This is a genomic window from Nocardia higoensis NBRC 100133, assembly GCF_000308595.1.
GTDB lineage: Bacteria > Actinomycetota > Actinomycetes > Mycobacteriales > Mycobacteriaceae > Nocardia > Nocardia higoensis.
Genome location: NZ_BAGA01000168.1, coordinates 1 through 14631, shown reverse-complemented (window position 1 = coordinate 14631; position 14631 = coordinate 1). Strand labels below are relative to the sequence as shown.

Annotated in this window: 14 protein-coding genes; 5 read left to right on the top strand and 9 right to left on the bottom strand. The window is 68.5% G+C overall.

Annotation, left to right across the window (positions count from 1 at the left end; all coding sequences use genetic code 11):
• Window positions 1-516, top strand: a 516-nt coding sequence (locus ON26_RS27605; protein WP_218000640.1) for a hypothetical protein, incomplete at its 5' end; no start/stop codon positions are given.
• Window positions 517-583: 67 nt separating this feature from the next.
• Here the strand turns inward: ON26_RS27605 and ON26_RS27600 are convergent.
• Window positions 584-1228 carry a VOC family protein gene (locus tag ON26_RS27600; RefSeq protein ID WP_040800628.1) on the bottom strand — a complete coding sequence of 215 codons (645 nt, stop codon included), beginning with the start codon at window positions 1226-1228 and terminating at the stop codon, window positions 584-586.
• Between the two features lie 198 nt (window positions 1229-1426).
• Between ON26_RS27600 and ON26_RS27595 the strand changes: the two genes are divergently transcribed.
• Window positions 1427-2710: an MFS transporter gene (locus ON26_RS27595; protein WP_040800626.1), complete on the top strand. Its 1284-nt coding sequence runs from the start codon at window positions 1427-1429 to the stop codon at window positions 2708-2710.
• Window positions 2711-3071: 361 nt separating this feature from the next.
• Here the strand turns inward: ON26_RS27595 and ON26_RS27590 are convergent, their stop codons facing one another.
• The 8 genes from ON26_RS27590 to ON26_RS27555 all read right to left on the bottom strand — a co-directional run bounded on the left by ON26_RS27590 (window position 3072) and on the right by ON26_RS27555 (window position 11065).
• The gene (locus ON26_RS27590) at window positions 3072-4154 is read right to left on the bottom strand and encodes an ABC transporter ATP-binding protein (RefSeq protein WP_040800624.1); all 1083 of its coding nucleotides are present in this window, start codon (window positions 4152-4154) and stop codon (window positions 3072-3074) included.
• A gap of 31 nt (window positions 4155-4185) precedes the next feature.
• A complete protein-coding gene (locus tag ON26_RS27585; RefSeq protein WP_040800622.1) occupies window positions 4186-5511 on the bottom strand; it encodes an ABC transporter substrate-binding protein in 1326 nt (441 codons plus the stop codon).
• Window positions 5512-5530: 19 nt separating this feature from the next.
• A complete protein-coding gene (locus ON26_RS27580) occupies window positions 5531-6322 on the bottom strand; it encodes a carbohydrate ABC transporter permease (protein WP_245546094.1) in 792 nt (263 codons plus the stop codon).
• Window positions 6323-6393: 71 nt separating this feature from the next.
• Window positions 6394-7323, bottom strand: a complete 930-nt coding sequence (locus ON26_RS27575) for a carbohydrate ABC transporter permease (RefSeq protein ID WP_051027735.1) — start codon at window positions 7321-7323, stop codon at window positions 6394-6396.
• A 128-nt stretch (window positions 7324-7451) separates the two neighbouring features.
• Window positions 7452-7763 carry a 2Fe-2S iron-sulfur cluster-binding protein gene (locus ON26_RS27570; protein WP_040800618.1) on the bottom strand — a complete coding sequence of 104 codons (312 nt, stop codon included), beginning with the start codon at window positions 7761-7763 and terminating at the stop codon, window positions 7452-7454.
• Between the two features lie 31 nt (window positions 7764-7794).
• Window positions 7795-8562 (bottom strand): enoyl-CoA hydratase/isomerase family protein, encoded by a 768-nt coding sequence (locus ON26_RS27565; protein ID WP_040800616.1) that lies wholly within the window; start codon window positions 8560-8562, stop codon window positions 7795-7797.
• Window positions 8562-9833, bottom strand: coding sequence for an acetyl-CoA hydrolase/transferase family protein (locus ON26_RS27560; RefSeq protein WP_040800614.1), 1272 nt, complete (start codon window positions 9831-9833; stop codon window positions 8562-8564). The genes ON26_RS27565 and ON26_RS27560 overlap by 1 nt, the downstream gene beginning before the upstream one ends.
• Complete coding sequence (locus ON26_RS27555) at window positions 9830-11065, bottom strand: CaiB/BaiF CoA transferase family protein (RefSeq protein ID WP_083884401.1); 1236 nt, start codon at window positions 11063-11065, stop codon at window positions 9830-9832. The genes ON26_RS27560 and ON26_RS27555 overlap by 4 nt, the downstream gene beginning before the upstream one ends.
• 81 nt (window positions 11066-11146) lie before the next feature.
• Between ON26_RS27555 and ON26_RS27550 the strand changes: the two genes are divergently transcribed.
• From ON26_RS27550 to acuI, 3 genes are all read left to right on the top strand, one after another.
• Window positions 11147-12640 carry a class I adenylate-forming enzyme family protein gene (locus ON26_RS27550; protein WP_051027732.1) on the top strand — a complete coding sequence of 498 codons (1494 nt, stop codon included), beginning with the start codon at window positions 11147-11149 and terminating at the stop codon, window positions 12638-12640.
• Window positions 12637-13413 carry an SDR family NAD(P)-dependent oxidoreductase gene (locus ON26_RS27545; protein ID WP_040800612.1) on the top strand — a complete coding sequence of 259 codons (777 nt, stop codon included), beginning with the start codon at window positions 12637-12639 and terminating at the stop codon, window positions 13411-13413. The genes ON26_RS27550 and ON26_RS27545 overlap by 4 nt, the downstream gene beginning before the upstream one ends.
• A gap of 175 nt (window positions 13414-13588) precedes the next feature.
• The gene (gene acuI, locus ON26_RS27540; RefSeq protein ID WP_040800610.1) at window positions 13589-14572 is read left to right on the top strand and encodes an acrylyl-CoA reductase (NADPH); all 984 of its coding nucleotides are present in this window, start codon (window positions 13589-13591) and stop codon (window positions 14570-14572) included.
• The last annotated feature ends 59 nt before the right edge of the window (window positions 14573-14631 follow it).

The window sequence follows — 14631 nt, the reverse complement described above, 5'->3', positions numbered from 1 at the left end:
GTGGCAGGGATTTCCATGGGGGACATCACGGCCGAAGCGGTGGCCGCCACCATCGCCGCCTTCGCGCTCATAGCGACCACCGTGTCGATCTTCTATCTGGCCGAGCAGACGAGAGCGGTCGCCGCGCAGAGTCGAGCGGGGGCCGAGCAAGCGAAGATCAGCAACGCCATGGCCGCGATCTCCGCGAACAACACCGCGCTGAGCGCGTTGCGGGAAGTGCACCTGCTGATGCTCCAGCGCCCCGGCTCACGACGGTACTTCTACGCCGACGAGCCGTTGCCCGAGTCCCAGAGCGAGCGGGACGATATCCTCACCATCGCCGAACTGCTGGCCGACGTCCTGTGCAACGGCATCCACACACACCGGACCGTCCCCGACAGCAGCAGCGCCGAGCCCTGGGACCACTACTGCCGTGCGACGCTGCAGAGCAGCCCGGTGCTGCGTGATCTGGTACGCGAACACCCGACCTGGTGGCCCGATCTCCCGCCGCTTCTCCCACCGGTTGCGCCGACCTGACAGCACCCGCAACTCGCCGCCGCTACGAAAGGTACCGTCGCCGACGCCCGCCGGGGAGGGCGCTGATTCACGCGCCCCGGTACGACCTGACGTCCTCCCAGACGAACCCGTCCGGGTCGGTGAAGGACTCGACGGTGCCGCCGAGGACCAGCCGGTGCGACCCGTCGCCCTCCGGCGCGACCCCGGCGTCCTTGGCCGCCGCACGCCGCCCGTACAGCGCGAGCTTGATCGACGAGGGCGCGGCGGCGAACTCGACGTACTTGCTGCCGAAGCCCTTCGCCACCGTGAAACCGTGCGCGAGGTAGAACCGCTTGGTCGCCTTCACATCGTCGACGCCGAGCAGCACGACGAAGTCGTCGATCTCGCGGGTCGCCGGCCCGCTGTCCTTCTTCGCCGAGGTCGCGATCTTCCAGAGCGTCCCGTCCGGCGCCTGCACGACCGCGCCGTACCCCCAGAAACTCTTCTTCGCGGGCTTGACGATCGTCGCTCCCGCCGCGACGGCGGTGCCGACGAGGCTGTCGACGGTGCTCGGCTGCGACACCACGAGGGAGAGGACGACACCACGGAAGCCGGACGTCGGAGCCTCGGTGGCGCGCACCCGCAACCTCTCGCCGAGACCGAACGCGGCGTCGTAGAAAGCGTGCGCCGCAGCGGGGTCCGCGACCTCCAGTAGGACGGACTCGATAGTGGCTTGATCTGCGATGATGTTCATACGGTTGACGTTATTCGCCCGCCGGTACCCAGTGCTTCTCGATTTCTGACCGGTTCGCGCACCCCCGGTTCGGAGAACATCGACACGCACTGTTCGAACTCCGGGCAGCTCGCGGCCGAGCAAAGGCCGCCGTGACCCAGCCCACTCCCCGGCGACAGCGCGGGTCGCGACCGAAGGCGACACGCTACGCTGCCGCCGGTGAAAGTGCTCGCCGACACCACCCCCCTGCGCAATACGGACTTCCGTCGTCTCTGGACTTCGGGCATCGTCACCACCATCGGCGCGCAACTCTCGGTAGTCGCGGTCCCGCAGCAGATCTTCCAGATCACCGGCAGCTCCGGCTACGTCGGCCTGGCCGGGCTCTTCGGCCTGCTCCCACTGATCGTGTTCGGCCTGTGGGGCGGCGCGCTGGCCGATGTGATGGATCGCCGTATCCTGCTTCTCATCACCACCTCCGGCACCGGCCTGACCGCCCTGGCGTTCTGGGTGCAGGCCGCTGCCGGGCTGGACAATGTCTGGGTCGTCCTCGGCCTGTTCGCGCTCCAGCAGGCCTTCTTCGCCGTCAACCAGCCCACTCGCAGCGCCACCATTCCCCGGTTGCTCCCGGAAGATCAGCTGGCAGCCGCGAATTCGCTGAACATGACCGTCATGCAGTTCGGCGCGATCGCGGGCCCCGTCCTGGCGGGCGCGCTCATCCCGGTGGTCGGCCTGTCCACGCTGTATCTGATCGACGCCACCGCGCTGCTGGCCACCCTGTGGGCCGTGTGGCGGCTGCCCGCCCTGCCGCCGACCGGCACCGTCACCAGGGCCGGATTCCGCACGGTGCTGGACGGATTCGCCTACCTCGCGACCCAGCGCATCCTGCTCGCCTCCTTCGCCGTGGACATCATCGCCATGGTCTTCGGCATGGCGCGCGCCCTCTACCCCGAGATCGCCCACGAGACCTTCGGCGACCCCATCACCGGCGGCGTCGTGCTCGGACTGCTCTTCGCCTCCATGTCGGCCGGCGCGGTGCTCGGCGGCGTCTTCTCCGGCTGGATCCCCCGAGTGCGACGCCAGGGCCTGGCCGTGATCGTCTGCATCGCGCTGTGGGGCGTGGCCATGATCGGCTTCGGCGCCGCCGTCGGCTTCAGCGGCCACGGCCTCGCGCCTACCGTCGCCCTGGTCCTCGCCCTCGCCTGCTCGGCCTTCGGCGGCGCCGTGGACATGGTCTCGGCGGCCTTGCGCATGACCATGCTCCAGCAGGTCGCCACCGACGAGATGCGCGGACGCCTCCAGGGCGTCTTCATCGTCGTCGTCGCCGGCGGCCCGCGCATCGGCGACGTGCTGCACGGATTCGCCGCGGCGAGCGTCGGCACCGCCGTGGCCGCTTCCGGCGGCGGCGCGCTCGTCGTGGTCGGCGTCGTGCTCGCCGCCCTGGTGTTCCCCGCCTTCCTCCGCTACCGGGTGGAGCGGCCACACAGTGAACTCGTCGGCCGGTGAGAAAGGGCCACGATCGTCAGCTGTCCTCGTCGGGCGCGCGCTCGATGCGCTCCGCCGTCGTTCACTTCCACGCGGCGCTCGGCATCGGCACAGCAGAACCCCCGTGTGATCAGCTCCGGCCGATCCGCGAGGGTGAGCACCCAGATGACGTGTTCGGCATGCCCATCACGCCGCCACACAGCCAGCGCCGTCATCGAACTTCCCGGATACCGAAGCGGCCGCGCTCCGCCACCCCCGATCGATCAGGTCCGAGACGCCGAGCAGTTGCTCACACTCGGCGAGAGCGGTGACATAGACGGCGGGAGGACTGTCGGATGTCGCCACATCGTGCCGATCTGCGCGCGTCGGCGCGCGCCGCCGGTCAGCGCAGGCGCTCCCCGGTGCGGGCATCGAAGAAGAAGATCTCCTCGGCTTTCGGTCGCAGGTACAACCGCTCACCGAAACGCACCCGGTAGCGGCGATCGACGCGGACGACCACCTTCCCGGAGTGGCTGTGCCATTCCTCGGTGAGACCGTGGCTGTAGACGAAGGACTCCGGGCCGATCTCTTCGAGCAATTCCACATCGACAGCCAGGTTTCCGTCGGGCCCGGTGGCGAGCTCCCAGGATTCCGGCCGGATGCCGAGCACCACGTTCTCGCGCGCGGGCGTTCCCGGCGGTAGCGGGACTTCCAGCTCGCCCAGTACCGCCGCGCCCGCCCGCACCGGCGCCTCCAGCAGATTCATCGCGGGCGAGCCGATGAATCCGGCGACGAAGGTGTTCACCGGATCGTCGTAGAGTTCCCGGGGCGCGGCGATCTGCTGCAGTGTGCCGTCGCGCAGAACCGCCACCCGATCGCCCATCGTCATCGCCTCGACCTGGTCATGGGTGACATACACGGTGGTGGTGCCGAGTCGCTTCTGCAATGCCGCGATCTGCGAGCGCGTGCTCACCCGCAGTTTCGCGTCCAGGTTGGACAATGGCTCGTCCATGCAGAACACCTGGGGACGTCGGACGATGGCGCGCCCCATGGCGACCCGCTGCCGCTGGCCGCCCGAGAGCTTGGCGGGTTTGCGGTCGAGCAAGTCGTCGAGTTCCAGCATCTTCGCGGCTTCGCGCACCCGCAGATTCGTCTCCGCCTTGCTCATCCCCGCGTTGCGCAGCGCGAAGCCCATGTTCTGTGCCACGGTCATATTGGGATAGAGCGCGTAGCTCTGGAAAACCATCGCCACATCGCGGGCCCGTGGCGGCAAGCCGGTCACATCCTTGCCGCCGATCAGGATGCGCCCTTCGGCGACGGATTCCAGGCCGGCGAGCATGCGCAGGCTGGTCGACTTGCCACAGCCCGAGGGACCGACCAGCACCAGGAACTCGCCGTCGGCGATATCGAGCTCGAGCCGATCGACGGCAGGTGCCGGTGCGCCGGGGTACCGGTGTGTGACACCTTCGAACTGCACGGTGGCCATGCTGGTGGTCTCCTCGAAAACGGGGCGGGCGCTATTTCGGCAGCTTGGGCGTGATCTGCCGATCGATGATCGCTTGCAACTGGTTGGTGACATCGGCGAAGGTGGCGGCCACGTCGACGTCGAGCAGCCCGATCTTCTCCAGGCCCGTGCCGATGATCTGGTCGCCGCCGGGCACGAACACCCGCGCGTAATCCTGCGACTTGGTCAGCGACAGCTGATCGATGGCCACCTTCGAGTTCGGGTTCTCGGCGAGGAATGCCTGCTCGCTCGGGTCGGTCACGGCCGACTTGCGCACCGGCATGTACCCGGTGCCCTGGGAGAAGTAGGCCGTGTTCTGGGTGTTGGTGGCGAACTCGATGAACTTCAGCGCGTTCACCTTTCGCTCATCGGAGATGCGTGCGGGGATGGCCAGGCCCGCGCCGCCGGTGGTGACGCCGGGCCCGTTCGGATGCGGCAGGAACGCGGTGCCGAATTCCATTGTGTTCGCGGCGTTCTTCTGGATGCCGCGGAGGTCGCCGGTCGAGGCGATGGTGGAGGCGATCACCCCGGCCGCGAAGTCCACCGCGATCTGCGGTTTGATGCCCGCGTACTTCTTGGTGTTGATCATATTGCGCAGGAACTCGCCCGCCGCCCGAGTGCCGGGGTCGTTGAACTTCAGGGTCCACTCGTCCGAGTACGCCCCGCCGAAGGTCCAGTTCGGGCCCTGGAAGGTCCAGGCCAGGTAGTTCTTCGCGTCACCCCAGCCGTGCGCGAGTTTGCCCTCGCCGACGACCTCCTGCAGCTTCGGGCCCCACTCGTCGAACTCCTGCCAGCTCTCCGGGCCGCGGTCCGGAAGTCCGGCCCGGTTCCATACGTCCTTGTTGTAGTAGAACAGCGGTGTGGAGCGGGCGTACGGCAGCGCGTAATGCTTGCCGTTGAACCGGTAGTCGGCGACCAGCGAGTCGACGTAGTCGCCCACCTGCACACCGACCTCGGCGAAATGGCCGTCCAGCGGTTCGATGGTGCCGTTGAGCGCGTAGTTGAACCACCAGACATCGGAGAGCACGACGATATCGGGCAGATCCCCGCCCGACAGTGCCGCGTTGAACTTCTGCGACACCTCCTCGTAGTTCTTGCCCGCGTCGACCAGGTTCACCGTCAGATCGGGATGCTTGTCCTGGAAGCGCCGGATGATCTCGAGCTCGAGCTCCTTGGACGTGCCAGGATGGTTGGACCAGAAGGTGATGGTCCGGGCGTCGCCGGACTGCTCGCCGCCGCCACCGGTGCCCGCACAAGCGGTCAGCACGGCGCCCGCCGCGGCCGCGCCGGTGAGCCCGAGAAAGCCACGCCGGCTGAGGGCGGGAAACTTCGTGGACACGTGGTTGCTCCTCTATCGGTTAGCTCTTGACCGCACCGGAGGTGAGGCCCTTGATCATGTGGCGCTGCAGCAGCAGGAAGACGACGAGGATCGGCAGCATGGTCAGCAACGTCCCCGCCATGACCGGACCCCAGTCGGTCACGCTCGGATTCTCGGTGTTCTGTAGGAGGGTCAAGCCGACCGGCAGCGTGGCGACTGTCGTGTCGTCGGCCATGAGGAACGGCCAGAGGTACTCGTTCCATTCGTTCACCAGTGTCACCACCGCGAACGCGACCATGGTCGGCCCGGACATCGGCAGTACCACCCGGGTGAGCAGCCGCCACCAGTTGGCGCCGTCCATCCGGGCCGCCTCGATGACCTCCCTGGGTAGCGACAGGAAGTGGTTTCGCATCAGGAAGGTTCCGAAGGCCACACCGCAGAGCGGAACGATGATGCCTTGGAAGGTGTTGCGCCAGCCGAGTTCGGCGATCAGTGCGTAATTGGAGATCACGGTGATCTGGTTGGGCACCATCAGCGCGGCGATGATCACCAGGAAGATCACGGTCTTACCCGGGAACCGCAGGAAGACCAAGCCGTACGCGCTGAACACACCAAGCACGAACTTCACCGCGGAGACGACGCCTGTGACGATGAGCGAGTTGCGCAGGAACGTCCAGAACGGCAGCGCCGTCGTGGCCTCCCGGAAGTTCTCCGGGTGCCAGCTGTGCGGCCAGTACACCGCGGGCTGCACATAGATGTCCGGCCGTGCCTTGAACGAGGTGATGAAGATCCAGAACAGGGGAACGCCCACGATCATCAGCACGCACGTCATGGCGGCGTAGCCGAGCACAGTCACCGCCCGCTGCCTGCGCCGATAGGAAAGTGTCTGCACACCGACGTGTTTCACTGGCGATCCCGATCCATGACGCGCACCTGCACCAGCGTGACCACCAGCAGCACGAGGAACATGATGGTGGCGACTGTCGCGCCGTAGCCGGCGCGGAAATTGCGGAAAGACTCTTCGTAGACCTGGTAGACCATCGTGGTCGTACCGTTGCCGAGCGGTCCGCCGCGGGTCATCACGTTGATGATGTCGAAGACCTGCAACGAATTCAGCAACACCGTGATGGACAGGAAGAAGGTCGTCGGCCGCAGCTGCGGCAGCAACACTTTGGAAAAGGTGGTCCAGCGGCCCGCGCCGTCGATCTCGGCGGCCTCCATCAGATCGTCCCGAACCCCCTGCAGTGCGGCCAGATAGATGACGAAGGTGTAGCCGAGGTTCTTCCAGATATAGGTCACCGTCACCATGAACAGCGCCCAGTGCGGATCCTGGTAGAAATCGGGTACCTCGTGCACGCCCATCCGGTACAGCAGATCTCGGATCAGACCGAAGCTCGGGTCGAAAACGAACTGGAACGCGACACCGATCGCGGCGCCGGAGATGACGAACGGCGCGAAGACGGCCGAGCGGACAACATTGCGGCCGAACAGTTTCCGATCCAGCAACAGGGCGAGACCGAGTCCGAGGACCATGCTCACGGCCACCGCCGCCACCGTGAACACCACGGTGTTGGTGACGACGGTCCAGGAGTCCGGTCTGTTCCACCATTCGCGATAGTTGCCGAACCCGACGAACGTGGCGACCGGGTCGGAGATGTTCCAGTCGAACAGTGACAGCCGGATATTGTCGATCAGCGGCCGATAGACGAACAGCACCAGCAACGCGAGGTTCGGCAGCACCAGCACGAGGAACAGCGCGTAGTCCGGCCACGGTCGATTGCGCAGCCCCCGCCCCGGGGGCTGCGGCAGTACTCGCTCGGGCCTGTCTCGCACGGTGGTGACTCTACGGACGCAAGCAAACTGCCGGTTACGATCGCTGATCGTCGCGCCGAACTTCAGACAGCACCTCGTGGAGGTGCGCCCTCCAATCCTTCGGGGCCCGCCCTCCGGCCCCGGGGATCTCACTCGTACTCGATACCGACCTCGGGAGTGCATGCCAGCGACTGGCAGGTGAGCACGTAGCCGTCGGCCAGGTCCTCATCGGTGAGTGCGTCGTTGACGCGCATGTGGACCCGGCCGCCGGTCAGCAACGCCATGCAGGTTCCGCAGTTCCCGGCCTCGCAGGACGACGGCGGGACGAGACCGGCGCGGCGGCCGGCCTCGAGGACGGTCTCGCCGGGCCGGATGTCGCCGGTGACGGTCCTGCCGTCCAGGGTGATCGTCACCGAGGCGGTCTCGGTCATCGGCCCCGGGCGCACGGTGGATTCGGTCATGTCGCTCTCCTTACGAGGGCAGTCGTGGCCGTCAGCGGCCGGTCCAGCGCGGGGTGCGTTCGGCGGCGAAGGCGCGGGGGCCTTCCTGAGCGTCGTCGCTCTCGTAACAGCGGGTCGAGGCGTGGCGGGCGGCCTGCAGGGCCGCCGAGCGGCCCATCTCGGTGGCGAGCATGACGGTCTGCCGGGCCGCCGCCACCGAAAGTGGCGCGCCCGCAACGATTCTGCCCGCCAGCTCCAGCGCTGTCGACATCAGCCGGTCCGGTTCGGCGACACGGTTCACCAGACCGATCTCGTAGGCGCGCTGCGCGTCGATCGGATCGCCGGTCAGCAGGATCTCCATCATGACGCGCTGCGGGATCATGTGGATCAGCGGAGCGGCCCACGGGGAGCTGCGGCCCACCTTCACCTCGGTCACGGCGAACTTCGCGGTGGTGGCGGCCACGCACAGGTCGCAGGCCTGGGCGATCATCCAGCCCCCGGCGAAGGCCGCGCCGTTCACCGCGGCGATCGTCGGCTTGCTCAGTTCGATCGTGTCGTACGGGAGCGGGAACATCTCGCGCGGCGGGACCGTCATCCCCGTGTCGACCATCTCTCGCAGGTCGCCACCCGCGCAGAACGCCTTGCCCGCGCCGGTGAGGACGGCGATGCGCAAGGCGGGATCGCGCTCGAACCGCTCCCACGCCGAGAACAGGCCCGCGCGCACGTCCTTGCTCAGGCAGTTGCGCCGTTCCGGCCGGTTCAGCGTGATGACCGCGATGCCGTCGGGTCGCGCGTCGAAGAGCACGGCGTCCTCGCTCATCAGAATCCCCTCTTCTCGATCAGGTGTGCCGTTCGCTCGAGTTCCTCGCGGAAGTCCGGGTGCGCGATGGCGATCAGCCCGCGGGCCCGTTCGGCCAGGGTGCGGCCGGCGAGTTCCGCGGCGCCGTATTCGGTGACGATCACGTCGACATCGCTGCGAGCGGTGGTCACCGGGCCCGACAACGCGGCGGTGATCCGGCTGACCGTGCCGCCCTTGGCGGTGGCAGGCAGGGCGATGACAGCGTGGCCGCCACGCGAACACGACCCGGCGCGAACGAAATCCACCTGCCCACCGGTGCCGCCGAGATAAGCGGAGCCACTCTGCTCGGCGTTCACCTGCCCGGTGAGATCGACTTCCATGGCCGAGTTGATCGTCACCAGCCGGTCCAGCCGGGCGAGAACGGCCGGGTCGTGGGTGTAGGCGGTGGTGCGCATGGTGAGGTGCGGATTGCGATCGGCGAAGCGGTAGAGGCGGTCGGTGCCGATGAGGGCGCCGGTGACCGAGACGCCGCGGTCGATGGCCTTGCGCGCGTTGGTGACCACGCCCGCCTCGACGAGATCGACCAGGCCGTCGCCGATCATGCCGGAGTGGACGCCGAGATCGGTACGGTCGTGCAGCAGGCGCAGCACGGCGTCGGGGACGGCTCCCACTCCGGTCTGCAGCACCGCGCCGTCCTCGATGTAGGCGGCGACGTGCCGGGCGATCGCTTCGTCGAGCGGGCCGGTCGGTGCGGGCGGCACCTGCACAGGCTGCCGCGAGACGGGCACGGCCACATCGATTTCCGAGCAGTGGATACGTTCGCCGTATGTGCGCGGCACCCGGTCGTTGACCTCGGCCACCACCACCCGCGCCGCCCGGACCGCCGCGCGCACGTGGTCGCTGATCAGGCCGAGGCTGTGCGTGCCGTCCGCCTCGGCCGGGGCGACCTGGATGAACGCCACGTCGCATCCGAGGGTCCCCGCCTCGATCATCGGCCCGACCCGGCTGACATGACAGGGGATCACCCGCAGCCGGTGTGCGCGGGTCAGCATCCGCAACGAGCCGATCGCCCCCATGCTCTTCGGCGTGAAAGCGTCGGCGGCGGACGGGGTGAACAGCCCGGAGAAGCTCGTCGCGATGAACAACGACACCCCATCGATCGCCGCGCCCTGCGCGATCAGCGCCTCGATCAGTGTGGTCGGCTCGCCACACGCCTGACCGGCGACGATGTGGTCACCCGGGCGCAAGATCGTCCGCAGGTCGAGGTCGGCGGCGGACAGAACCGACGTCATCGCACACGGCCGTTCGCCTCGGCGGCGCGATGCCGTGCCGGTCCGGCCCCGTCCGCCGGCCCGGCCCCCGGCCGTTGCGGCACAACCGATCCCGCCAGCACCTCGCCGGTATCGGCGCCCAGGCGAGGGGCCGGGCCGCGCACCCGTCCAGGCGTCCGGGAGAACCACGCGGGCGGCCCGGGGAATCGCACGGGCCCGTTCGGCGTGTCCACGGTCTGGAAGAACCCGACGGCCTCGAGATGCGGGTTGTCGAACAGTTCGTCCAGCGATCGCACCGGCGCGGCCGGGATCTGCAGTTCACGAAGCAGGTGCAGCCATTCGGCGGTGGTGCGTTGCGCGAACGTCTCCGCGAGGTGGGCATAGACGGTGTCGATGCGGGCGGCTCGCTGGGCGAGTGTGGCGAATTCGGGTCCGGCCCAGGGCGGGTGAACGGCTTCGACGAAGGCGTTCCACTGCTTGTCGTTGTAGACGAGCGCGGCGAGACAGCCGTCGGACGTGCGGTACGGCCTTCGGTTCGCGGTGAGCGCGCGCGGATATCCGGCGGGGCCGAGCGGCGGATCGAACAGCGCGCCGTTGGCGTGTTCGACCAGCATGAACGCCGCCATCGTCTCGAACATGGCCACTTCGACTTCCTGACCTTCGCCGGTCCGCTCCCGGTGGAACAGCGCCATCGTCGTGGCGTACAACGCCGTCATCCCGGCGACCTTGTCGGCGATGATGGTGCCGGCGAAACCCGGTGCGCCGGTCAGCTTCTCCTGCGCGAACGGGATGCCGCACTCGGCCTGCACGGTGTCGTCGTACGCGGGGAGGTCGGCGTACGGGCCACGACGTCCGTATCCGTAGCAGTTGGTGTAGACGATCGAGGGGTTGAGCGAGGCGACGGTCTCGTAGCCGAATCCGAGGCGATCGATCGCGGCGGCGCGCATGGAGTGCACGAAGACATCGGCATCGACGATCAGCGACCGGAGCGCGTCGGCGCCCTCCTCGGTGCGCAGGTCGAGCAGCACGCTGCGCTTACCCCGGTTGACATTGGCGAACACCCCGCTCATCCCCGGCTCGGGGCCGACCGAGATGTAGCGGGTGTCGTCGCCACCGGGCGGCTCGATCTTGATCACCTCCGCTCCCATGTCGGCCATGATCTGCGTGCAATAGGGGCCCATCACCATCGCCGTGAGATCGATGACCCGGATTCCGGAGAGCGGCCCCGCCGCGCTCGGCGCGTTGTCGTTCATCGCGTCCCTCATTTCTCAGCAGTCGCGACGCTATCTGATGAATCTTTACAAGGATAGGGCCGAGAGTGTTATCTAGGAACGGTGGACAGATTCACCGGCATCCGCCCGATCGCCCATGTATTGCGCTCCGGACGGCCGAATTCCCCCGCGGTGACCGCAGTTTCCGGCACGTGGACCTACGCCGAACTCGACGAGCAGGCCGACCGCGCCGCGGGAGCATTGTGGTCGCTGGGGGTGCGGCCGGGTGACCGGGTGGCGGCCTGTCTGCCCAACGATCTCGCGATCGTCGCGGCCTTCCACGGCGCGCAGCGGATCGGCGCGATCTGGGCGGGGATCGGCGAAGCCCTGGCCGCGGCCGAGCAGCAACGCCTGCACGATCTGTGCGCGCCCACCGTAGTGCTCGCCGGACCGCAGTGGCACGCGGATTCGGCGACCGGTGTCGACCCCGACCACTGGGCCGCCCTGCTCGCCGCGGCTCATCCGCCGCCTACCGTGGAATACGACATCGACGCACCCGCCGCGATCGCCTTCACCAGCGGCACTTCCGGGCATCCGAAGGCCGTCGTGCACAGTCAGCGCAATATGCTCCTCCCCGGCGCGGCACTGGTCGCGACCCGCGGCTGGGACACCGGCCTGCGCAAGGGCGACAGCTTCCCGCTGACGATCCTGAACCTGATGATCCTGTCCACCCTGACCACCGCCCGAGCGGGTGGAACGGCGATCGTCATGGACCGCCGCGACGCCGCCGGCGTCGCCGACTGGATCGCCGAGCACCGCGTCACGGTGTGGAACGGCGCGCCGGCACAGGTGTACGACCTGGCGCGCCGGCCCGGTGCCGACCTCAGCTCGCTGCGCGAGGTCTGGAGCGGCGGCAGCGACACCCCCGACGCGGTGCGCGAATCCTTCGCGGCCACCCACGGATCGGTGCCGCGCGCCACCTACGGACTCACCGAGGCCCCCACCGTCGTCGCGATCGACCCGCCGGGCGACGAGTGGTCGCCCGGCGCCAGCGGTCGGGTGCTCCCCCAATTCGATGTCGCGGCCTACGACGACGACGGCACGCGACTCCCACCCGGTTCCCCCGGCGAACTGCGACTCGCCGCCGCGCAGGACGGCCCGTGGGCGCGATGGTGGCGACCGGCCCTCGGCTACTGGCGCGACGGCGCGATCGCCCCGCTCGAGCCCGGCCCCTTCGCGACCGGCGATATCGGCACCGTGGACGACCAGGGCCGGTTGTCGGTGCTCGATCGCAAGAAGATGGTCATCATCAGGGGCGGTGCGAACGTCTATCCCCAGGAGGTGGAGCGGGTGCTGGCAGCCCATCCGGACGTGACGAAGGTGGCGGTCTGCCCGGTACCCGACGACCGGCTCGGCCAGCGGGTCGCCGCCGTCATCGAGAGCGACTGCGCCACCGTCGATTTCGGTGCGCTGGCGCTGTGGTGCCGCCGCGAACTGGCCGGCTACAAGGTGCCCGAGGTCTGGGTCGAGGTCGACGCGCTACCGGTCAATGCCATGGGCAAGATCGAACGCGCCGGGCTGACCGACCTGGTCACCGACGCGGGGTCAACCCGATGAGCGCCGGACACGATCAGGCTCTGCGCCTGTTCGATCTGACCGGCCGGGTCGCCGTCGTCACCGGCGCCTCCTCCGGACTGGGCGCGGCCGTCGCGGAATCACTGGCCGGCTTGGGCGCACGGGTGGCCCTGATCGCGCGCCGCGCCGACCGGCTCGAAGAACTCGCCGGGCGTCTCGACGGCTTGGCCGTGGTCCGCGACCTCGGCGACCCCGAACAAGCCGCCTCCGCCATCGACGAAACAGCCGAGCGCCTCGGCCCGCCGGAGATCCTCGTCAACGCCGCGGGCAACCGGTTCACGACCGAACGAGCCGAATCCGAGCCGCCGGAAGCCGTCCGGAACACCCTCGCGCTGAACCTCCTCGCGCCGATCATGTTGTGCCAGGCCGTGTTCCCGCACATGGTCGCGGCCGGGCGCGGGTCGATCGTGAACGTCTCCTCGATCAGCGGGCGCGTCGGCGTGCCGGGCATCCCGCAGGCCTCCTATGCCGCGAGCAAGGCCGGACTCTCCGGCCTCACCACCGAACTGGCCGTGCAGTGGGCCCGGCATTCGATCCGGGTGAACACGGTGGCCCCCGGCTTCTTCCGCAGCGAGATCACCGACGATCTCTACGACAGCGAGCGCGGCGCCGCGTATCTGCGCCGCAATATCCCCCTGCCGGTCGAGGGCACCGCCGAGGACATGGTCGGCGCGATCATCTGGCTGGCCGGGGATGCCGCCCGCTATGTCACCGGCCAGACGGTCGTCGTGGACGGCGGCTGGACCGCGCGCTGAGCGGGCCCGGCCCGCCCCGTTGACAGCACCGACCAGTAATGAAAGCATTATTTCAACTATCGGAGAATCCGATTCTCATTCACGGAACGTGAGCTTGCAGACCGCCTGAGGTCCGGACCACGATCCCGGCTCCGAGCTGAGGTGTCCGGCGCCGCCGGAGGAAGGACTACCCCTGATGTTCTCGGCACTATTCCTCGAGAAGAGCGATACCGGCCCGAAGGTCGCGGTGACCAGTCTCGACGACGCCGCACTGCCCGAAGGCGATGTCACCGTCGAGGTGCGGTACTCCACGCTCAACTACAAGGACGCACTGGCCATCACCGGGAAGTCTCCGGTGGTCAGGACGTTCCCGATGGTCCCCGGCATCGACCTCGCCGGTGTGGTCACCGACAGCTCGCACCCGGACTGGTCGGCCGGTGATCATGTGGTGCTCAACGGCTGGGGCGTCGGCGAAACCCATTGGGGCGGACTGTCACAGCGCGCCCGCCTGAACGGCGACTGGCTGATCCCGCTGCCGTCCGCGTTCACCGAACGCCAGGCCATGGCGATCGGCACCGCCGGTTACACCGCGAGCCTGTGCGTGGAAGCCCTGGCCGGTCACGGTCTCACTCCTGATCAGGGCGAGATCCTGGTGACGGGCGCGACAGGCGGCGTAGGCAGCGTGGCGATCGCCTTGCTCACGGCAGCAGGCTTCACCGTCGCAGCCGCCACCGGCAAGACCGCCGAGGGCGACTACCTGCGCACGCTCGGCGCGAGCACGATCATCGACCGCGCCGAGCTGGCCGAGCGCGGCAAGCCCTTGCAGAAGGAGCGGTTCGCCGGCGTCATCGACACCGCGGGCAGTCACACCCTCGTCAACGCCGCGGCCCGCACCCGCTACGGGGGCGCGGTCGCGGCGTGCGGTCTCGCGCAGGGCATGGACCTGCCCGGCACCGTCGCGCCGTTCATCCTGCGCGGCGTCACCCTCTACGGCATCGACAGCGTCATGGCCCCGGTGCCGCGCCGGCTGGCCGCCTGGGATCGGCTGGCCCGTGACCTCGACCCGAACGCGCTCGAGTCCATCGCCGAGGAGATCGCGTTGGCCGACGCCGTCGCCGCGGCGGACCGCTTCATCGAGGGCACGGTGCGCGGGCGCATCGTCGTCGACGTCAACCGCTGAGCAGGAGCGCATCGTGGCAACGAGAAAGCAGAACTCGGCCCCCGAACCCGAACTCGATC